The following is a 21,751-nucleotide window of genomic DNA, read 5'->3' on the forward strand; positions in this document are numbered from 1 at the left end:
TTTTCATGATGATAAATCAAGAATATCGGGGTTCCATCTATGCCATTTTATCTGGGTTTCTTTACGGTTTTATTGGATATTTTGGCGTAAGCGCGATTCATGGTAATTTGTCCGCAAGCACTATGTTGTTTTGGCGCTTTCTTATTTCCAGTATGATTATTTTAATATTCATGCTTCCCAAAATTAAAAAAACCACTGATTCTTATAAAAATATGCTTATTGCTTTTTGCACAGGGGTTTTTTTCTATGGTATTTCAACCTGGCTTTACTTTTTAGCTTCGCATTATATAGGCTCTGGTTTGGCAATGGTTATATTTTTTACTTACCCAGTTCTGATTATGTTGCTCAACTATTTCTTTTATAATCAATCTATTCCCAAAATTTATTATTTAGCCATTGTAGTTATTTTAATTGGTATGGCGCTTATGGTGGATTTAGATGCGTTATCTTTTAACCTATGGGGAATTTTACTAGGTGTCGCTTCCGCTTTTTTTTATGCCTGCTATGTGATAGGCAGTAAAAAAAATGAACTTTCTCCCAATATGTCTACTTTTATGGTGTGCTTAGGTTGTATGACCACGAGTTTACTTGTTTCTCTTTTTAATCATTCTTTTACAATCCCGTCATCTATGGATGTTTGGTATCATTTATTTGGCATTGCAGTGGTTGCAACGGTAATTCCCATAGTCCTGTTGTTATACAGCTTAAAATACATCAGCTCAGAAAAAGCGTCTATTTTATCCGTTTTGGAACCGGTCTTTGTCGTTATTTTTGGTGTATTACTCTTAGGAGAAGAACTAAACCTATGGGGTACTATAGGCATTATATTGGTATTAACTGGTGCGCTGATTACTTTATTCAGCCATAAAATTAATCTTGGCCAATTAAAATTTCAATTCATTCGTAGAGAGCAAATTGGTTAGGACTATAGTCTGGGTGCAGCGAAGCGGAACCCGGAAAGCTTGACGTGGCCTAATAGATGGCCACGTCAGTTATGAAAACCCGGGTCTCGCTTCGCTGCACCCAGGCTACATAGCTTAATACCAACTCCCATTGCAACCGCCGCAACCCCCACAATCACTAGCGCATGTTCCGCAGCATGGATTGCCACTAGAACAATTGCCTAATAAGGCCGTTGAGCACACCAGAATTACAGCTAGTATTATTCTTTTCATTACCTATCCTTATTATGGTATGTATATTAACTATACTCTACGTTTTTGAATTTAACCAATTTATACTCAAGTAGTTTTGCACACATTATCTTGTCTAGTTTTCTGCGATGTATAACCATTGCAATTTCCATAAATTATAAATAAATATTTGATTTTGTGTAGTATTTAAATAAGCAGTAAGCAATTGATGGGATAAGTACCGATTATTGGCGATGTAGTGGACTAAATCATGGGAAACTCCTGCTATATCCCATTCACAGCCATTAACATAGAGTTGATATTCAGAGTACTCGTCTGAAGTTTGATAAGCAAAACGACAAGATGCGTCTCTAGTAAGATCGGTCCCTGTTTTTATTTCATTAATAAAAGTAGATAAATCAATTATCTCATTTTCTTCTAAGGGCAAAGGTAATTGATGTTCTGCCTGTTGATCTAATCGTGTTGCAAAACACCCAAACCAGGATTTGATTGTCTTCTCATCGCTAATTAATTGTTGTAGCAGTTGCTGCGCACTTTGCCACGCAGGGCGAATGATCTCAGAGGTCTGATGTGACTGTGTCCAGTCGGGATCCTGATATAATGTTTTGAATGTGCCTTTTTCAGCTAAATAATCACTAAGACTATCTAACAACTCTTGCCCTTGATAACTCCGATAGCCAAAGGAATAGGTCATGCAGTCTTCAGAAAGTGAAATCCCGTAGTGACCTACATGTGGCGGAAGGTATAACATATCTCCTTCTTCAAGAATTAGACGCTCTTCAACGTCAAATTGATTCATGATACGCAGTTCAAGATCTGTAATGTAATTTTCATTAGTACAACCTTTCGTCGTGAGTGACCATTCACGTCGCCCCTGAGCCTGGTATAAAAAAACGTCATAATTATCGTAATGCGGCCCAACGCTGCCATGCATTACTGCATAACTGATCATGATGTCGTCAATCCGCCATTGCGGTATGAAATCAAAATGTTTAAGTAAGGCATAAACCTCAGGAACCAATCTATCCACTCCCTGAACGAGTAAAGTCCAATGGGTTGTGGGCAGGGTATTAAAATCTGTTTCAGAAAATGGCCCACGCTTTAAATGCCAAAAGGGTTGTTCATGGGGTGTTTCAAAGACAATACGACTTTCGACATCCTCTTCAAGAGCAAGCCCAGCTAACTCATCAGCAGATAATTGAGGCGCAAAATTGGGCAATGCATTGCGAATTACTAAAGGTTTTTTTTGCCAATACTCTCTAAGAAAGGTTTCTAAAGGAATTTGAAGATTGATCATGAGTCGTTAATACTCCTCTAAGTCATGTGGTAGCCTGGGCTTTACTCACCCGGGCTGCAATAAATATGTTTTTATTATAAGCAAGTGTGTGCAATTTTTAACTCGATTGAAGAATACGCTCCAACTCTCCTTTCGCTTGACGTGAAAAATTGATGAGCTCACTTTCTTCATCAAAAAAATCAAAAGATTGGATTAACGTGGCCTCATCATGTTTTCTGAACGCGGATGCTTTTTTGCGAATATTTTCATTGTTGTATCCTAGAAACCTCATGACTTCTTTAGTCATAGATAAGGAGGAATCAAATAATTCTCGAATGAAATAATCCACGCCTATGCGATGTAGCTCATAAGCATGACGACGGTTACGTGCGCGAACAAAAATTTTTAAGTGGGGGAAGTGTTGTTTGGCGAGCTTCACAATCTGTAGATTTGCATCGACATTTCCAACCGCGACTATGAGCAATTTGGCATGTTCAGCACCGGCGCTCTTTAACAGGTCTAATCGACTGGCATCTCCAAAATAGCCAATATAACCAAATTTCCTAAGTAGCTCGATTTGTCCTGGATTTTTTTCCAATACGGTAATTTTTATATTTTCACCGTTGAGTAAGCGACCAATAATTTGGCCGAAACGCCCGTAACCAGCAAGAATGATTCCATTTTTTTCGTTAAAGGAATCATACTCGCGTTCGGGTATAAAGCTCATAAATTGAGGAATGATCAATCGATGATAGATAAGCATTAAAAAGGGGGTGGCAAGCATAGATAATGCAACAACAAGAGTAAAAAAGGAGGCCGTTTCCTGATTAATTACTTTAGTACTTCCAGCATAGTCAAAGAGCACGAAGGCAAACTCACTCCCTTGTGCTAAAGCAAAAGCAAAACCGATGCTTTGTAGTTTGCTTAAATCAAAGATGTGGCCCAGAAAATATAAAATAATTGCCTTGACAATAATTAAGGAAAATACGGCGGCCACAATGAGTATCGCATGATGAGAAAAAAGAGAGAAATTCATTGCCATTCCTACTGAGATAAAAAACAACCCAAGTAGAAGTCCTTTGAATGGTTGAATGTCTGCATCAACTGCGTGTTTGTATTCGGAGTTTGCTAATACAACTCCGGCAATAAATGCACCTAGAGCAGGGGATACACCGATAGACTCCATTAATAGAGTGACACCAACTACCAAAGCAAGTGAAAAGGCAGTGAATACTTCACGTAAATTGGTTTTGGCAATAATTGAAAATAAATATCTAGATAAATAACGCCCCACGAAAATGACGATTCCGATGATTCCAGCAACTAAAAGCGCATGTAGCCATCTGGGAAGATGCATAATGAATGCAGTTTCATGAGGATTCATTTGAATATTTTCATGTTGGGCGAGTAATGGAATGATAATTAATATGGGGATTACGGCGATATCTTGAAATAAAAGTACAGCAAATGATGCTTCACCCTCTGCTGTTTTCAGAAGATTTTTTTCTTGGAGCATTTGCAGTACTAAGGCTGTTGATGAAAGGGCCAACGCCATACTTACTGCTAGAGTTGCTTGCCAATTATAACCGAGCATCAGTCCAATGGCCGTTAAAATAATGGTAGTTAAGAGTACTTGTAGATTGCCTAAACCTATAATCAGTTTGCGCAATTTCCACAACATAGCGGGTTCTAACTCTAGACCGATGAGAAATAGCATCATGATCACACCAAACTCACCAAAATTCATGATTTGTTGTGCGTTTCCAATCAGTTTGAAACCAAAAGGACCGATAAGAATACCTACGATAAGATAACCCAGGACTGACCCTAGTTTGAAGCGACTGGCAATAGGAACCATAATGCTGGCAGAAGCAAGAAAGATAAAGATATTAAGCAATAAGTGACCATTCATAATTTAACTCTGTATTTGTATGTGTTTGACATTAAAACGTATGTCAAACTGGACTATCGAATTGGATCCCGTACACATGCTTTACATCCTTGCCTTCTTACGGGATAAGGTTTGTTTAGTGACATAAAAGGTATTTTATGTCTTTTATATTGAACCCACATTACTTTGCATGACAATTTTTAAATTTTTTCCCACTACCACAAGGGCAGGGGGCATTACGAGCAACTTTTGGTTTACTGATCTTATTTAAACCCTGCTTATGTACACCACTAACATAAAACCACTGACCATGCTCTTTATGAAATTCACTTAACTCATGTATCATTTGTACTTTGTTTTGTTCCGAAAAACGCGCGGCAAATTCGACAAATCCTTTATCAGGACCAGACATACTTGAGTTTATGACCTCTAAATTAATCCAGGTCACACTGCTTGCCCATTGCGCGGCTTCGAGTTCATTAAAACCTACTAAGGCTTTGCCTTTCATTGTATTTTTGATGTAATCAATTTTTCCCATAGTGTATGCAGTATATCGTGAGCGCATCAATTGTTCTGGGGTTTCCGGCAATTGCTTTTTATCCAAAAATAAACCGCAGCAAAGCTCATATGTATTTTGAGATCCACAAGGGCAAAGTGACATGATATGATCCAGCAAAAAGTAAAAATTGTATTTTGCGATTATATGCGATATGGCATTAAATTTTTACTACATTAACGTGAGTTCGACATATTATTTAGGATAAAAGAATGAATTCTTATTTATTCACACAAAATATAGAGCAAATTGATCAGCAAAAGAGTACTGACCAATTGGAGGAAGGTAAAGTCTTATTTTTCCCAGAATATTTTTTCTCTTCTGTTGATCCTGAGCTACTCTCAGAAAATCTTTTAGATGGCAGTCGAAAAAATGTCAGTTATGATATTCGGAATAAAAAGCTGAGTGCTTATAAAAAAGACACGAGTGGTTTGGATATTAAGCTTACTGCGATGATGCATGGTTATGCAGAATTTGCTCATCAATTAATTCAGAGGACTCTGCCTTCTTATATTCCTCATTTGCAATGGGGCAGGACCAGTTTCAGACCTGCGCAAATTGATGGACGTCGTTCCTCAAAACGAAAGGATGATACTCGTTTGCATGTTGATTCTTTTGCAGCAAGCCCGGTCCATGGCTTGAGAATCTTGCGTGTTTTTTGCAATATAAATCCTCATAGTGAACCGCGAGTATGGAATCTTGGGGAGCCATTTGCTGATGTTCTTCATCGTTTTGCCCCCCAAATCACTCCTTACAATAAAATAAAAGCAAAAATGCTGAAACTGGTCAAAGCAACGAAAACTTTGCGTTCACCTTATGACCATTACATGTTGCATTTACATGACACGATGAAGTTGGATGATGTGTATCAGGCGCAGGTTGAAAAGGTACAAATTGATTTTCCAGCCAAAAGTACTTGGATAGTTTTTACAGATCATGTGTCACATGCTGCATTGAGTGGCCAACACTTGTTAGAACAAACGTTCTATCTTCCTGCTGATAAAATGGCAACACCAGATCATTCTCCTTTAAATTATTGGAAGAAACTTAGACCCGAAGTGGGTGTTTGTTATTCATAGGGATTTATGTCTGATCACCTCGATTTCCATTAAGTCATTTTGACAATAAATTTTTAAGGAAATATAATTGGCATAATTTTTGTTACTTTGTTTTTTATTATGCCAATTATAAATGCGAGAGACAATAAGAGGACTGCTGATTTTCTGTTTTTGATACGCTATATGCCTCGTGTTGCATTAAATACGGTGAAATATGGTTTTTACGGTGCTTTGTTTGGTTTTGGTAGTAGTTTTTTATTTTCAGAAGCATTGAAAAGATTTGCTGCAGAAAATCCAGAAGTGGTTAATCTTGATGGTCAACACGTTCCTGATGATGAACAATTTCTAAAGTTTTCACGCCATTCTGCTTTCACAAAACATACCCCTCCTATGTCGGAAATGATTCCCATTTACTCTGCTATTGTTGGGGGATGTGCGGGAGCCTTTTTTGGTCTCAACAAATCATATATGGAATTTTCTGAAAAACGGTTAGAAGACCGGGAATTAAGACGATTAGATATGGTTTAAAAGAGGAGGCTATCACGTCATCCTTTCCAGTTCATAAATTGCTCCCTATCGTTCGCCTCCTAAACTGTAGCCTGTGTGCAGCGAAGTGGAACCTGGGATAAAAGTACCTGATTTTTTATTTGCAACCCCGATTACGGCTTTGCCTACACCCAGGCTACAGCGTAGCGTCTATTGTAAATACGGCCGTATATGCATTTTTTATTGTCTCTGAAAAAATTCATTTTTAAATCAATTAACTAGCTGGACGAATAAGCCTTATTTAATTCTTGTCTTAGGCACAACGTCTAGCCCATCCTCAAGCCCGATAGACGGTAGGATTAATGGCGATGCTTTAAAAGCTGTTCAATCCCACGTGGTGTCAATGGCTTGCTGAAAAGAAATCCCTGTACTTCGTCACAGTGTTGTTGTTTTAAAAAATCCAGCTGCTTCTGACTTTCTACCCCTTCAGCAAGAACTTTAAAATTAAAGCTGCGCGCCATAGAAATGATTGCTTCAATAATGACTTCATCACTACGAGAGGAGGATATATTTTGAATAAAGGATTGGTCTATTTTTAGGCAATCGATGTGCAGTTGTTTCAGAAAATTGATGCTGGAATTTCCTGCCCCAAAATCATCTAAAGCAATGCGGATGCCTATTTGCTTAAGCTGATTGAGGGTTTGTATGATATCCCTATGCGTTATAATCACGTTTTCGGAAATTTCAAATTCTATATGTTGCGGATCAAGCAGATGCTCTTTTAAAATTTTTTCGACAACATAAATAAAATCGGGTTGTCGTAACTGACGAGTAGTAATATTTATAGCCACCCGAATATAAGGTAGTCCTTTTTTATGCCAAGCTTTTATTTGTTGACAAACCTCGCTAATAATCCATTCACCCATAGGTATAATTAAACCCGTTTCTTCTGCTAAGGGAATGAAGTCTAGAGGCAGTAATAATCCTTTTTCTGGGTGATTCCAGCGAATTAAGGCTTCAACGGACAATAAGTCTTCCTTATCAATGTTGAATTGTGGTTGGTATAACAGGAAAAACTCTTTGTTTTTAATGGCCCTGCGTAAATCCGACTCGAGTTTAAAGCATTTATCAGAATATTCATGCAATTGGGGCGAGTAAAAGCAGTATTGATTGCCCCCACGTTCTTTAGCCTGATACATGGCTAAATCAGAGTTTTTTAACAAATCACTGGGAGTACTCCCATCTTGTGGATAGAGACTTATTCCTACTGCTGTAGTAATCACTAAATCCCGATTTGCAATTTTGAATGGCTCTTTCATGGCGTCTAAAATTTTATTGGCAATAACTTTAATGTCTTCATTTTGGGTTATGTGGCAGGTCATGACAAATTCATCACCTCCAATTCGAGCGATAGTATCTTCTTTGCGAATTAAAGGTGACCAGCGTTGTGCAACTAAACGTAATAATTGATCACCAACTTCATGTGACAAGCTGTCATTCACTAATTTAAATCGATCTAAATCAAAATACAGAAGTGCAAATTGTTGTTTATGTTTTTTTGCATACTCAATTCCGGCTTGTATTTTGTCAATTAACAATGCTCGATTAGGTAACTCGGTTAATGGATCATGTAAGGCTTGATATTTAAGTTGTTTTTCAAGGTTTGCCCGTTCCGTTATATCACGAAAACTCCAAACACGGCCGATCGTATGCTCATTCAAACGATGAGGAAGCGTATAGCATTCCAATATTTTACCATTCTTAAACGTCACAATATCGCGAGTGATTTCATCAATATTTTTCCTGAGACGATTTATACCCGCTAAATACTCTCTGGGTTTAGCGAGCTGATTGAGCATGTAATACAAAATAATATTTCCATTATCTGTCTCTAATATAGACTTGGGGATATTCCACATGGAGGCAAATTTTGAATTACAGTCAATGATCTTGTTATGTAAATCGATCACTAAAATTCCATCAGCAGATGATTCAAATGTTGACCTTAAGAGGGATAATGATTGTTGTAATGATTCTGTGCGCTCCTCAACAGTTTCTTGCAGTATCTTTTGATGATGCTTGGAATCATTGGCCAAAATCCATTTTCTCGTTAGCGCACAGGCAAGTTGTCTTACTGCGACCACGTCAAAAGGTTTTTTCAAAATAAGATAATTATCTCCCATACCTAATTCTTTTACTGTTTCCTCCCAACTGTAATCAGAATATGCAGTGCAAATGACGACCTGGATATCAGGATCAATCTTCCACATGTGTTTTATTGTTTCAATACCATCCCATCCTGGAGGCATTCTTATATCGACAAAGGCTAAAGCATAATGTATTCCTTTCTCTAACTCTTCGCGAATTTTTTGAATCGCTTCTTGGCCTTGGCATGCTGTAGTAAATATAAATTTGGGCAAAAAGAATTCTATCTCGGGACTAGTTGGTTCAAGTAAAGAGAGCTCATCATCAAATAATTGTCTGTCTAAATGGTTTAATTCTGACGTAGTGTTTGATGCAGTCAAAACTTTAATAAAGTCCTGATGTATTGAAGGATTATCATCAATAATCATAATATGTAGTGGTATATCACTCATCAGGGCCTCCCTGTTCTATTGATAATAGGTAAAGTCAATATAAATTGAGCACCAAGTCCCTCACCTTTGCTTTCAGCGATAAGAGAGCCACCCATTTCTCGAGCTGACAAGGCGGAACTGTGCAAGCCAAAACCATGGCCATTTTTTTTTGTAGTGAATCCGAAAGCGAAGATACGTTGTAAGTTTTCCGTATTAATGCCAATCCCATTATCTTCGACAAAAATGTTCACTGAGTTTTTTCCTGTTTTTTGTATGATTAATTTGATTTCTTTAATAGTAGACGCAGTGTTTTCTAAAACTGATTCTTTGGCATTTTGAATGAGATTGATCAATATTTGCAGTAGCTTGGATTTATCTATATGAACCAACGGTACTGGTTTAAACTCTTTAGTAATCGTAATATGAGCATTTTTTGAGGAGGTCATGGTAATGTTTACCGCGGTATCAAGTATTTCCGGCAAGTAGACTTTTTCATTCATACTTGATAGACCGCTAATTGGTTTTTGCGTATCAACTATTTGACCTATATGCTGTAAGTCATTCTGTAGATTATCTATTTCAATATTATTTTTTTCATTTTCTTCTACGATAACTTTGGCAAGTGCGAGCAGGTATCGAGGTATGATTTGCCCCTTGGGATCATGGGTTAAAAAATCGATTAAATCGATTTGATGTTGCTCCATCATCTCCGTAATTTTCAATAACTTTTGATGATAATCGAGATTAAAACTGTTTTTTAAAAGGGTGATTGAAACATTAGAACTGTTTAAAATATTACCGATATTGTGCAAAATAGTCGTTGCCACTTCCGCCATTCCTGCGCGGCGGGCAGCAGACGATATTTGTTGATTTAATTCTTTAATTTTTTCTTCAAAAACTTTACTTTTATGGATATCAATGACGATTCCAGCAAGCTGTTTTTCCCCTTCCTGACACTGACAAATTATGCGATACCAATGGTAATTTCCGTCAGGGTTTTTTATACGCAGTTCACATTCATAATCGATTTTATCGTTAAGTGCGCGTTTTACTTTGTGTGTCAAATCAAATCTGTCCTGTTCATGGACCAAATCGATAAACTCATCGAGTGAAGGAGCTTTATGAGTAGGATTTAAATGGAATATATTGAATAATTCATTGGACCAGATAGTGCGCTGAATATTGCCATCATAGGACCAATATCCTAAGCCTGCAATATGTTGAGCATATTCAAGTTTTTCATTCAGGCCCATCATTTCTCGGGAGGAAATATTCATACTGCGCTCGTGCAAATAACGTTCTTGATCCGCGTCTATGTATGCGTTGTTGACGCGTTGAATAAAAGTATGCCACTGCTCATCAGTTTCTGGTTTTTTATCTTGAGCAAGGTTTGAGTGCTCTAGCTGTCGCTTTAATAATTTATGAATTTCCATATCACTCATAGTTATGTTTTATTATGTTTCGTAAATTGTTGTAATCGTCATTGTTTGATTATGTAATTCGCAATTTCCAACAGAAAATGGTGATAGTTCCCCATATGAATAAAAGCCTATCTGGGTCGAACCCTCAGGCAAAGCCGACATCGTTGATTCGATTTCTTCTTCTGTTCGTTCACCTAAAAGCAGTCGTCTTCCCACGCAACTGATGTCAATAGCTAAAACAGGACCCAATTGTTTTAAGTTACCGTTCAGCATTAATTGATTTGCTAGAAGAGCTGCTTCATTAGCACTATCAATTAATCGATCAAAATTGGCCCTCATCAATTGAGCATGCCATCCTGTTGGAATATCTCCTGCAAATACCAGAGATTGTTCTCTCTCATCCACGGCAAGAATTGTACGAACCAAGCGAGTGTCATTATGAGCTTCAGGATTATTGATTGCTAAAGGATAAAGCAATCCTGAAGAGGGTAATTCAGATGCTTTTTCGCCCAAGTATTCTTTATAAAGTTGTAAAGCAGGTTGATAATCAAGCTCATATAAAACATTAGATTCTGAACGTGTAACCCGGCGAACTGGACCAAAAATATCCCATCCTCCTTTAGAGGCATGGCCAATATGAATATCAGAACCATAAAAACCTACGGCTACGACATAATGATCAAGAATTTTATTGTTTAAAACGGTCCATGTTTTTTTGAAGTCGCTGCCATCACCAGCTAATCCACCGGTCATAACAAGCTTATGAGTATTATTTACGCTATTTAATCCTTGTACTAATTCAGAGCCATTCACATTCAGTCCGTCAGATAAGATAAAGATGCTGTGTAGATCATCTGCTTTTAATTGCTCAGCAATTAATTGCCCCGTATTTTTAGAGTTTTTATTGTGATTTACCTCTGCTTTGGCAATTTTTAATGATGTTTTGGCGAATTTGATGACAGCAACTGTAATACTGTGGTCGAAAAGATTCTTACCAAAAATTTCACCCGCAGTGGAGCAGCCTATGACTTTTGATTTGGGATAAAAGTTAGCTAATTGAATTATAGGCTCTTGAAAATCCAAGAATTCTGGAGCTGCAAAAATAAGAACTAAAGTGCTCTCTGAGTCAAGGTCTGGAAATTCTTTCAAGCTCCATCCTTTATTCATAAGGAATTGAAAGGTTTTTATTTCCATATTGTCTCCTGAGCGAAATATGACCGTAAAAAGAAGTATTTTTAATTAGTATAGTGTTAATTTTGGTTTTTTTCTTGAGCAAGTTGGCTGTGTTTTGGTGTGCAAATACGATTGACGTGCTTCCAGCTAGATTTTTTTGCTACCCTCATGAAAATTCGCTATGATGAATTTCTTTATGTTGGCTCAAGGAACGTAGTTTTTATGGAAGGAGAAAGGTCACCTACTAAGAAAAATAAAACGGTGATTTCTAAACGTTGGCGCGAGCGTTACCCAGCAGACAATTGGTTAGGGCTGCTCATTATCTGTATTGCTTTGGTTGCAGCGCTATGGCTTTATATTGTCACTAAAAAAACAAAAAATACAGCGCCAAAACCTATCCCTGTTGTTGCAGACATTTCTGCTAGTCGTGATGTACCTATTTATGCTCCAGCACTCGGTACAGTAACACCAGTTTATACTGTGACGGTGCAAACTCAAATCAATGGCTTATTAATGAAAGTTCTTTTTAAGGAAGGGCAATTGGTCAAAAAAGGACAGCTACTTGCGCAAATTGATCAGCGCCCTTATGAAGCATTACTTATCCAATATGAAGGCGATCTTAAACGAGATTCAGCGCTGTTGGCTAATGCACGAATTGACTTAAAACGTTATCAAAAATTATGGAAAGAAGATTCTATTTCTCAACAAACCCTCGCAACGCAGCAATCATTGGTAGAACAATATGAAGGTAATGTTAAAGCCGATTTGGGCCTGATTCAGAGCACTAAAGTCAATCTTATCTACTGTAATATTACGTCGCCAATAGATGGACGGATTGGTTTGCGCTTAGTTGATCCCGGTAATTTTGTGCAAACGTCAAATACCCAAGGTATTGCAGTGATCACGACCAATGATCCCATTACCGTCATTTTCCCTGTTGCTGAAGATTATGTACCACGAATTGCACCACAGGCCTATGCTGGCAAAGAGATGCAAGTGAAAGTTTATGATCGACAACAGAATAATTTACTTGGAATAGGAACATTATTGGCTTTGGACAACCAGATAAGCACAACTACTGGAACAGTAAGGCTGAGAGGGATTTTTAATAATGAAAAAAACAAATTATTTCCTAATCAATTTGTGAATGTAAAAATTTTAATTGAAATATTGCACCAAGCGACCGTTGTACCCACTGCGGCGATACAACATTCAACTGCGAAAGATTTTGTGTATGTGATTCATGCAAACAATACAGTCACCACTCAAGAGGTGGTCAAGGGGCCTACTAGTGGTGAGTATTCTGTAATCAAAAGTGGTTTGTTACCAGGCCAAAAAGTGGTAGTAAATGGTGCTGATAAATTAATAAATGGCTCAACAGTACTGGTCAAAAAAGAGCCTGCCAGTAAGCCAGTTCAAAATGCAGGTAATAGCTCTCTTTCAAAGCCCACTGCAGTCGAGTTTCGAAAAAGGTCTAATGAATCGAGAGCGCGCACTATCACATGAGTATTTCAGGCCCATTTATCGCAAGAGCTATAGCCACTTCGCTGTTAATGTTCGCTATTTTTCTTAGTGGAGTTCTTTCTTACAAACTCTTGCCTGTATCCGCTTTACCTGATGTGGAATATCCGACAATTCAAGTATCAACGTTTTATCCTGGGGCGAGTCCCTATGTGATGAGTACCACGGTTACTGCACCACTTGAGCGACAATTTGGACAAATGCCAGGTTTGGATCAAATGACCTCAAACAGTTCATATGGCTCGTCGATTATTACCTTACAGTTTAAACTGGATATCTCGTTAGATGTTGCTGAACAAGAGGTTCAACAATCCATCAACGCAGCGAGTAGTTATTTACCTGCTGATTTACCAAATCCCCCAGTTTATAGCAAAGTAAATCCAGCAGATACACCCATTATTACTTTAGCGCTCACTTCAAAGACAATACCTTTAACAAAAGTCGAAGATTATGCTGAGACGCGCTTAGTTCCCAAGATTTCTCAATTAAGCGGAGTAGGATTAGTGAGTTTGGGAGGAGGGCATAGACCTGCCGTACGCATTCAAGCGAATCCTAATGCATTATCCGCTTATGGATTAACTCTAGAAGATGTGCGTGCGATTGTTACAGCTTCTAACGTGAACACAGCAAAAGGAAGTTTTTCTGGTCCTCGTTTGGCGTATACCATTAATTCAAATGATCAATTATTGACTGCAGAGGCGTACCGTCCGCTGATCATTTCCTATCAGAATGGTGCTCCAGTCCGTCTATCTGATGTTGCTAATGTCATAGATGGTGCAGAAAATAGCATGCAAGAAGCATGGATGAATAATGAGCCTGCAATTATTGTGAATGTCCAACGCCAGCCTGGTGCCAATGTGATTGAAGTGGCACAACGGGTCAAAAAATTATTAAATCAAATGAAGTCTGCAATTCCTGCTGGAATGGAAATTAAGGTCCTAACGGATCGTACTATTAGCATTCAGGCATCGGTAACAAATGTGCAATTCGAATTACTTTTGTCTGTAGCATTAGTGGTTATGGTGATTTTCCTTTTCTTACGCAAATTACCTGCAACCATTATCCCCAGTATTTCGGTACCTTTGGCACTTGTAGGTACTTTGGGTCTAATGTACTTACTCGGATTTAGCCTTAACAACCTTACTTTAATGGGATTGACTATTGCTGCAGGTTTCGTGGTCGATGATGCGATTGTGATGATCGAAAACATCATGCGCTATATTGAACTGGGTGAAAAACCTTTAGTTGCTGCTCATAAAGGCGCAGAACAAATTGGGTTTACTATTATTTCTTTATCTATATCACTTATTGCGGTACTTATTCCTTTGTTGTTTATGGGCGATGTGGTCGGCAGGCTATTTCGAGAGTTCGCACTGACGTTAACTATAACGATTGCTATATCTGCGTTCGTTTCTTTAACGTTGACACCTATGTTGTGTTCGCGCATTTTAAAGCCAGAAAGTGAAAGTAAAAGTAATGATTTGCAAAAATCTCTTGAGCACAAACTAAATTATCTTATTGAAAAATATAAAATTTCTTTACAATGGGTTTTGTCACGCCAACCGCTTATTTTATTGATTTTCTTTATTACTGTACTCATTACAGCGATTTTGTTATTTCTTATTCCCAAAGGATTTTTCCCTATTCAAGATACTGGGGTGATCCAGGGCATTTCTGTGGCAGCTGACTCGGTCTCATTTCAAGAAATGGCTAATCGTCAGAAAGCTTTAGCAAAAGCGGTACTTTCTGATCCAGCTGTAGAAAGCTTATCTTCCTTTATTGGAATTGATGGAACAAATATTACTTTAAATAGTGGGCGTATTCTTATTAATCTTAAACCTTTTGATGAACGACCCGGCGTAGACGAGGTGATAAGACGATTGCAATCTAAGGTTAGAAATGTGGTTGGTGCCAGATTGTATATGCAGCCAGTTCAGGATTTAACCATAGATACTTTAACGAGTCGTACTGAGTTTCAATACAGTGTGAATGGGCCTGATCTTGATGAAGTGACCAAGTGGTCAAAATTAATTCTAAAACGAATGCAAAAATTACCTGCACTGAAAGACGTCAACTCAGATCAACAAAATCTAGGTTTGGTTACGGAATTGGATGTGGACCGTGATACGGCATATCGGCTTGGAATCAGCATGCAAATGATTGATGATACGCTTTATGATTCTTTTGGTCAGCGACAAATATCGATTATGTTTACCCAGCGCAATCAATATCGGGTTGTATTAGAAGTTTTGCCTTCGTTACAAAAGGAAGCAGTCGCCTTTGATAATATTTATATCAATTCGACTGTCTATAATTCTACTCCGAGTATTTCTTCGATAAAGAATGCTTCTAGCCCTGGAATAAATTATCCGACGGTTAATTCATTAGGTGCCACGATTACTCCGGGTTCGGTATCATCATCTATAACTACTTCGAGTGGCTCAGTTCCTATAAAGACATTTGCGAGTGTCAAACAAACTGTAGGGCCATTAGTTATTGCACATAAAGACCAATTTCCAGCGGCAACACTTTCATTCAACCTTGCTAAAAATGGATCATTGGGCGCGGCAGTGCAACAAATGGATGAGATGAGGGACAACCTTAATTTACCGCTGAGTATTACTGCGGAATTTCAAGGAACAGCAAAAAGCTTTCAAAATGCACTCGCGAATGAGGGATGGTTGATTCTTGCCGCAGTTATAGTGGTATACATTGTATTGGGCGTGCTTTACGAAAGCTATATCCATCCCTTAACTATTTTATCTACGCTGCCTTCAGCGACTATGGGCGCTTTATTGGCGTTATATCTGACAAATAATGAATTCAGTATTATTGCTTTGATCGCCATTATTTTATTAATTGGTATTGTATTAAAAAATGCCATTATGATGATTGACTTTGCGCTTGAGCAAGAGCGTGAATACAATAGAAAGCCCATAGATGCAATTTATGAAGCTGCATTATTACGTTTTAGACCCATTTTGATGACGACTATGGCTTCAATGCTCGGAGCAATTCCTTTAGCGTTTAGTAATGGCATCGGAGGGGAGTTACGACGTCCATTAGGTATTGCCATTATTGGTGGTCTAATCGTGAGTCAGTTAGTTACTTTGTACACAACCCCAATTATCTATCTAACTTTTGATAGAATATCGCGCAAGGTAATGAGTTACCGCAGTGATAACCTCCATAAAGTGAGGGGGAACGGGTGAATTTATCCTCATTATTTATTCATAAACCTATAGGAACAATATTACTTGCATTCGGACTAAGTGTTGCGGGCATTCTCGCATTTAATCTTTTACCTGTGGCTCCTTTACCACAAATTGATTTTCCTACAATTACAGTTCAAGCACAGTTGCCAGGCGGAAGCCCTGAAGTCATGGCTACTTCTGTAGCCGCTCCTTTAGAGCGTCAAATCGGACTTATTGCTGGGATTACTCAGCTTACGTCATCAAGTACTTTAGGGCAGTCTATTATAACGGTGCAATTTGATTTATCGCGTGATATTGATGGCGCCGCGCGCGACATACAGGCAGCGATTAACGCATCGTTAAGCCAATTACCTACGAATTTGACCAATAACCCGACGTATCGCAAAGTAAATCCTGCTGATGCGCCGATTATGATTATCGCTTTGACTTCAGATAAAAAAACTCCAGGACAATTGTATGATGTAGCGTCTACCTTTTTACAACAAAAAATCCTGAGAAGTGAGGGAGTAGGGCAAGTGAACGTTGGTGGCAGCTCTTTGCCTGCTGTTCGTGTTGAAATCAATCCAACCGCGTTAAACAGTTATGGAATAGGATTGACGCAACTCGCTAATGCTATTGCTGCTGCGAATCTAAACCAAGCAAAAGGGCAAGTGCTTCAGGGTGGTTTGACATCAACAATTAAAAGTAATGATCAAATACTCAAAGCCGCAGGATATGCCCCGCTGATTATTAGTTATTTTAACAATCAACCGGTGCGGCTTTCTGATGTGGCTGATGTGATTGACTCAGTTGCTGATGTGCGTAATGCAGGTTTGGCTAATGGACAACCTGCAGTTTTACTGGTTTTATTTAAAGAACCAGGTGGCAATATAATTAAAACGGTTGACAACATAAAAGCGATGCTGCCACAACTTGAAGCGTCATTATCCAGTGACATTAAATTAAAAATTTTGATGGATAGAACAACAACAATTCGCACGTCCTTGCATGATGTGGAGTTTACCTTGCTTATTGCAATGTGTTTGGTAATTTTTGTTACTTATTTCTTTCTTGGCAGTATACGTGCCATGATGATTCCTGGAGTTGCTGTGCCATTATCGTTACTTGGCACGTTCGCTGTTATGAAATTGTTAAACTACAGTCTGGATAACTTATCCCTTATGGCATTAACCATTTCAACTGGCTTTGTAGTGGATGATGCTGTAGTTGTACTTGAAAATATTTCTCGTCATATTGCCATGGGTAAAAAACCTTTTAAGGCAGCTTTAGACGGCTCTAAGGAAATTAGTTTTACCGTATTATCCATCAGTATTTCTTTGGTCGCAGTATTTATTCCAATTTTGTTCATGGGGGGAATAGTTGGGCGCCTATTTCGTGAATTTGTGGTGACGCTTTCGGTGGCAATCGTGATCTCTATGATTGTTTCATTAACATTGACACCGATGATGTGTTCGCGAATGCTTGATTCAGATGAGGGTAAAAAAGAGCACTTTTTTATTCGCTTTAATGAGTACATTAGAATGCGCTATGCAAGGGGTTTGCGTTGGGCATTACACCATCCCATATTAATGCTTGTTCTCACTTTGGGCACTATCTTACTCACGGCTTATTTATTTATTATTATTCCAAAAGGATTTTTCCCGCAACAAAATACAGGCAGAATTGCAGGTTCATTACAGGCTGATCAAAATATTTCATTTGCTGCAATGAAGAAAAAATTAATCCAATTTGTTTCTGAAATACGTAAGGATCCGGCAGTAGAAAATGTTGCGGGTTTTATAGGGAGTGGTCCTGGTAATAATACAGCAAACACTGGATCTGTATTTATTATGATGAAGCCTTCTGTACTCACTAAAGAGACTACTGATCAGGTGAAGGATAGATTACGATCCGAGTTATCTCATATTTCTGGTGCAACACTCTATATGCAGGCAGCGCAGGATTTGACCCTGGGTGGCAGACAAAGTGCTGCTCAATTTCAATACACAGTGTCTGCTGATAACTTAAAGGATCTGGCGACTTGGACCCCGCGAATTATGGAAAATTTGTCCAAGCTACATGGCATTGTTGATTTGAACAATGACCAGCTCAATCATGGCTTACAGATATATGTTGATGTGGATCATGATACTGCGTCGCGTTTTGGTCTCACGCCAGAACAAATAGATAGGGTGCTCTATAACGCATTTGGGCAAAGCCAAATTTCAGTGATGTATATGCCCATGAACCAATATTATGTGGTGATGAATGTGGCACAGAAATATTGGCAATATCCTGAAGTGTTGGATGAAATTTATGTTATTTCACCGGATGGTAATGAAGTACCTTTATCTGCATTTGCAAGTTTCAAACAAGGAGCAACTTTGTTGTCTGTCAATCATCAAGGCCAGGCTCCTGCAGCAACGTTTTCATTTAATTTAGCCCCGGGAACCTCGTTAGGTGACGCGGTGACTAAGGTGACTAAAATTATTAATAATATGAACTTACCACCAACTATGCGTGGTTCCTTCCAGGGAACAGCTCAAGCATTTCAGGAATCTTTTGCAAATGAAAAATTTTTGATTATGAGTGCTATTTTCGCTGTTTATATTGTGTTGGGAATGCTGTATGAAAGCTTGATTCATCCAATCACTATTTTATCGACTTTACCATCGGCAGGTGTCGGCGCTTTACTCGCTTTAATGCTGTTCAAATCAGACTTAAGTATTATTGCGCTTATCGGGATGATCCTTCTTATTGGTATAGTGAAAAAAAATGCCATTATGATGATAGATTTTGCTTTAGACGCAGAGCGCAATGAAAATAAATCACCGCGCGAAGCGATTTTTGAGGCGGCGTTATTACGTTTCCGCCCAATTATGATGACAACTATGGCGGCTATATTGGGCGCTATGCCTTTGGTCATCGGTTTTGGTGTGGGTTCTGAATTACGCCGACCGCTTGGAATCGCGATTGTTGGTGGCTTAATCGTAAGTCAGTTATTAACACTATACACGACCCCAGTTATTTATTTAGCAATGGATACTGCTGGAAGACGTGCGCGCCATTTTATGAAACAATTTAAATTACGAGGTGCCTATGGCCACTCATAATCAATTAAAATTTCCATGCAGCCTGGGTGCAGCGCAGCGAAACACGGGTAGGTGGTGGCATAATACTCTCGGGTGCTGCTGCGCAGTACCTAGGCTACAGTTTTCTAAGAACTTCAGAATTTCTTTAATTCTAGTACTGTTTTCTTTTTTACTGCCATCTTGTATGGTTGGTCCTAATTATGTGCCTCCAAAGCTTGTGGTGCCAACACAGTTCAAAGAAGCTAAAGGCAAAAAAGAAATCGGAGCTAAACGTAAAAATTGGAAGCCTATTCAGCCACAGGATAATATGGATCGTGGGCAATGGTGGAAAATTTTTAATGACCCGGTACTCAATGATCTGGAAAATCAGTTATATCATTACAACCAAAGTATTGTGAATGCCGAAGCAAATTTTCGTCAATCACTGGCCATTGTAGACCAAGCTCGCGCAAATCTATATCCGACAGTAGTAGGTGCATTTAGTTTATTCGAACAGCGACAAGCGGGGGGATCTACTTCAATTATCAGTACCTCAGGAACGACAGGGACTGCAACAACAAACATTGCGCCGGCAGCAACCACGACAACAATTTACACCTCATTCTTGAATGCAAGCTGGGAACCTGATCTTTGGGGGCTTGTGCGCCGAACCATCGAGGCAGATCTTTCTTTAGCAGAATCTAATGAAGCATTGATTGGAGTGACGCGTTTGTCGGCTCAAGGTGCTTTAGCACAATACTATTTTGAATTACGTACATTGGATAAAATTCAAAAGTATTTAGATGACACCGTGATTGCTTATAGAAAAGTCTTACAACTGACAAAAAATCAATATAAATCGGGGGTTGTCTCGCGCGCTAATGTGCTTCAAGCGCAAATTCAACTTGAATCAGCCCAAGCATCGGCCATTAACAACGGTATTTTACGCGGCCAATACGAACATGCAATTGCTGTATTAATGGGACGTCCTCCAGCTTATTTTTCTCTAAAACCTGTTATTATCAAATTGAAACCACCCACGATTCCTGTGCAAGTACCTACTGCTTGGTTGGAGAGAAGACCTGATATTGCACAAGCTGAGCGTTTGGTTCAACAAGCAAGTGCCTTAATTGGAGTTGCCGTTGCTGCCTATTTCCCAACGTTAACTTTGACTGGAACTGTTAGTGCCGCAGGACACAGTTTTCATCAACTGTTTCATAAGCCGGCAATCAGTTGGTCTACTGGTCTGCAACTGGCAGAAACTATTTTTGATGGAGGTTATCGTTCAGCAGGAGTGCGAGCCGCAAAAGAGCAATACATGGCTCAGGTCGCCAATTACCGTCAAGTAGTACTCACTGCTTTTCAAAACGTTGAGGATAATTTGATTTCATTGCGTCTTTTGGAAAAGCAAAGCATTGCTCAAGATAAAGAAGCTGCTGATGCGCTTCTTGCGCTCAAAATTGTTAAAAACCAATATAAAGCTGGAACTGTACCTTATTCGAGTGTACTTACTGCGCAAATCAGTGCTCTGGCAGCAGAACAGGCAGCAACACAAGTAGACGGCCTGCAAATGTCTTCTGCAGTGGGATTGGTTAAGGCATTAGGAGGCGGTTGGGTTGCTAATGTAACGATGTTACCTAAGAAGTACAAGGCCCGACAAATTTGAAACCTGCTGAATTGTAGCCTGGGTGAAGCGGAAGCCGCAGCTTGATTTTTTGATCAGAAACCCAGGTCATGGCTCGTAGTCTCGCTTCGGCTGGAGCTGAAATGCTTGAATGCATGAACGAAGCGTCTATGACTACAGAAATTCAGGCGAGTATGTTTATTAAAATAAGAAAAAATAATGGAAGAGTCCTATGCTGTATTTACTTGGTGAAAAAGAATTATATTACATTTTTGATGGACAAACGGTTAGCGAAATTGCAAGTAGGGCACTTACAACGTACAGAAATCGCCCTGGTTTTTTTACTCCTTATAGAGATGGTTATGAGTTCGTAGGAGAGTTAATCGCACCTGGTTTATATCCATTTGCGAGTCTTGCATTGGCAGGATATTCTGCGCTTGCTTTTGTAGGTTCAGCAGTTGTTTGTATTGGTGCTTATCTTGTTGCTGCTGGTGCTTTCTTATTTAATGCCACAGGATTCCGCGATGATGCACTTAAATTTGCAGGCTCAGCACTACATTTTACTGGTATCGCACTTTTCGAATCGGCTGTGGGCTTCTTACTCGCACTCATAAGCTTTCCTCACAGTTTGCTCTCTATTGTTACGCGTGCTGCGGCTACAGTAATTGCGGCAGGTTCAGAGCCTTCTGCAGAGCAAGAGAGGATAGATGCTGAAGGGCCTGATGAGTATACTTTCCAATTGAATTAGGG

Annotated in this window: 14 protein-coding genes; 8 read left to right on the top strand and 6 right to left on the bottom strand. The window is 38.9% G+C overall.

From position 1 onward, the window contains the following. Window positions 1-8: 8 nt before the first annotated feature. Window positions 9-923, top strand: a complete 915-nt coding sequence (locus Lste_RS05240) for a DMT family transporter (RefSeq protein ID WP_193393414.1) — start codon at window positions 9-11, stop codon at window positions 921-923. A 346-nt stretch (window positions 924-1,269) separates the two neighbouring features. Here Lste_RS05240 and Lste_RS05245 read toward each other — a convergent pair whose 3' ends face one another. The 3 genes from Lste_RS05245 to Lste_RS05255 form a co-directional block, all read right to left on the bottom strand. Further along, window positions 1,270-2,451, bottom strand: coding sequence for a JmjC domain-containing protein (locus Lste_RS05245; RefSeq protein WP_058510022.1), 1,182 nt, complete (start codon window positions 2,449-2,451; stop codon window positions 1,270-1,272). Between the two features lie 97 nt (window positions 2,452-2,548). Beyond that, window positions 2,549-4,342, bottom strand: coding sequence for a monovalent cation:proton antiporter-2 (CPA2) family protein (locus tag Lste_RS05250; protein WP_058510023.1), 1,794 nt, complete (start codon window positions 4,340-4,342; stop codon window positions 2,549-2,551). A gap of 160 nt (window positions 4,343-4,502) precedes the next feature. Beyond that, window positions 4,503-4,982 carry a YchJ family protein gene (locus Lste_RS05255; protein WP_058510024.1) on the bottom strand — a complete coding sequence of 160 codons (480 nt, stop codon included), beginning with the start codon at window positions 4,980-4,982 and terminating at the stop codon, window positions 4,503-4,505. Window positions 4,983-5,089: 107 nt separating this feature from the next. On the opposite strand from Lste_RS05255, the gene Lste_RS05260 reads away from it, so the two are divergent. Together Lste_RS05260 and Lste_RS05265 are read left to right on the top strand one after the other, a co-directional pair. Further along, on the top strand, window positions 5,090-5,956 hold the full coding sequence (locus Lste_RS05260; RefSeq protein WP_058510025.1) for a Kdo hydroxylase KdoO: 867 nt from the start codon (window positions 5,090-5,092) through the stop codon (window positions 5,954-5,956). A gap of 99 nt (window positions 5,957-6,055) precedes the next feature. After that, window positions 6,056-6,463 (top strand): hypothetical protein, encoded by a 408-nt coding sequence (locus Lste_RS05265; protein ID WP_058511653.1) that lies wholly within the window; start codon window positions 6,056-6,058, stop codon window positions 6,461-6,463. Between the two features lie 317 nt (window positions 6,464-6,780). Here Lste_RS05265 and Lste_RS05270 read toward each other — a convergent pair whose 3' ends face one another. Genes Lste_RS05270 through Lste_RS05280 form a run of 3 tightly spaced genes read right to left on the bottom strand, consistent with a single transcriptional unit; the run spans window position 6,781 to window position 11,612 of the window. Beyond that, entirely contained in the window at window positions 6,781-9,018 is a 2,238-nt protein-coding gene (locus Lste_RS05270; RefSeq protein ID WP_058510026.1) for an EAL domain-containing protein, read from the bottom strand. Then, window positions 9,018-10,430, bottom strand: coding sequence for a sensor histidine kinase (locus Lste_RS05275; RefSeq protein ID WP_058510027.1), 1,413 nt, complete (start codon window positions 10,428-10,430; stop codon window positions 9,018-9,020). Before Lste_RS05275 ends, Lste_RS05270 begins: the two co-directional genes overlap by 1 nt. 21 nt (window positions 10,431-10,451) lie before the next feature. Next, window positions 10,452-11,612: an FIST signal transduction protein gene (locus tag Lste_RS05280; RefSeq protein WP_058510028.1), complete on the bottom strand. Its 1,161-nt coding sequence runs from the start codon at window positions 11,610-11,612 to the stop codon at window positions 10,452-10,454. 201 nt (window positions 11,613-11,813) lie between these two features. Here Lste_RS05280 and Lste_RS05285 point away from each other — a divergent pair, with 201 nt between their 5' ends. The 5 genes from Lste_RS05285 to Lste_RS05305 all read left to right on the top strand — a co-directional run bounded on the left by Lste_RS05285 (window position 11,814) and on the right by Lste_RS05305 (window position 21,749). Continuing rightward, window positions 11,814-13,097, top strand: a complete 1,284-nt coding sequence (locus Lste_RS05285) for an efflux RND transporter periplasmic adaptor subunit (protein ID WP_058510029.1) — start codon at window positions 11,814-11,816, stop codon at window positions 13,095-13,097. Next, entirely contained in the window at window positions 13,094-16,324 is a 3,231-nt protein-coding gene (locus tag Lste_RS05290; protein ID WP_058510030.1) for an efflux RND transporter permease subunit, read from the top strand. Before Lste_RS05285 ends, Lste_RS05290 begins: the two co-directional genes overlap by 4 nt. After that, window positions 16,321-19,419, top strand: coding sequence for an efflux RND transporter permease subunit (locus Lste_RS05295; protein ID WP_058510031.1), 3,099 nt, complete (start codon window positions 16,321-16,323; stop codon window positions 19,417-19,419). Before Lste_RS05290 ends, Lste_RS05295 begins: the two co-directional genes overlap by 4 nt. Window positions 19,420-19,555: 136 nt before the next feature. After that, window positions 19,556-21,043, top strand: a complete 1,488-nt coding sequence (locus Lste_RS05300; protein WP_272947123.1) for an efflux transporter outer membrane subunit — start codon at window positions 19,556-19,558, stop codon at window positions 21,041-21,043. 190 nt (window positions 21,044-21,233) lie between these two features. Beyond that, window positions 21,234-21,749 carry a hypothetical protein gene (locus Lste_RS05305; protein WP_058510032.1) on the top strand — a complete coding sequence of 172 codons (516 nt, stop codon included), beginning with the start codon at window positions 21,234-21,236 and terminating at the stop codon, window positions 21,747-21,749. Window positions 21,750-21,751: the final 2 nt, after the last annotated feature.

This window comes from Legionella steelei (assembly GCF_001468005.1).
GTDB classification, from domain to species: domain Bacteria; phylum Pseudomonadota; class Gammaproteobacteria; order Legionellales; family Legionellaceae; genus Legionella; species Legionella steelei.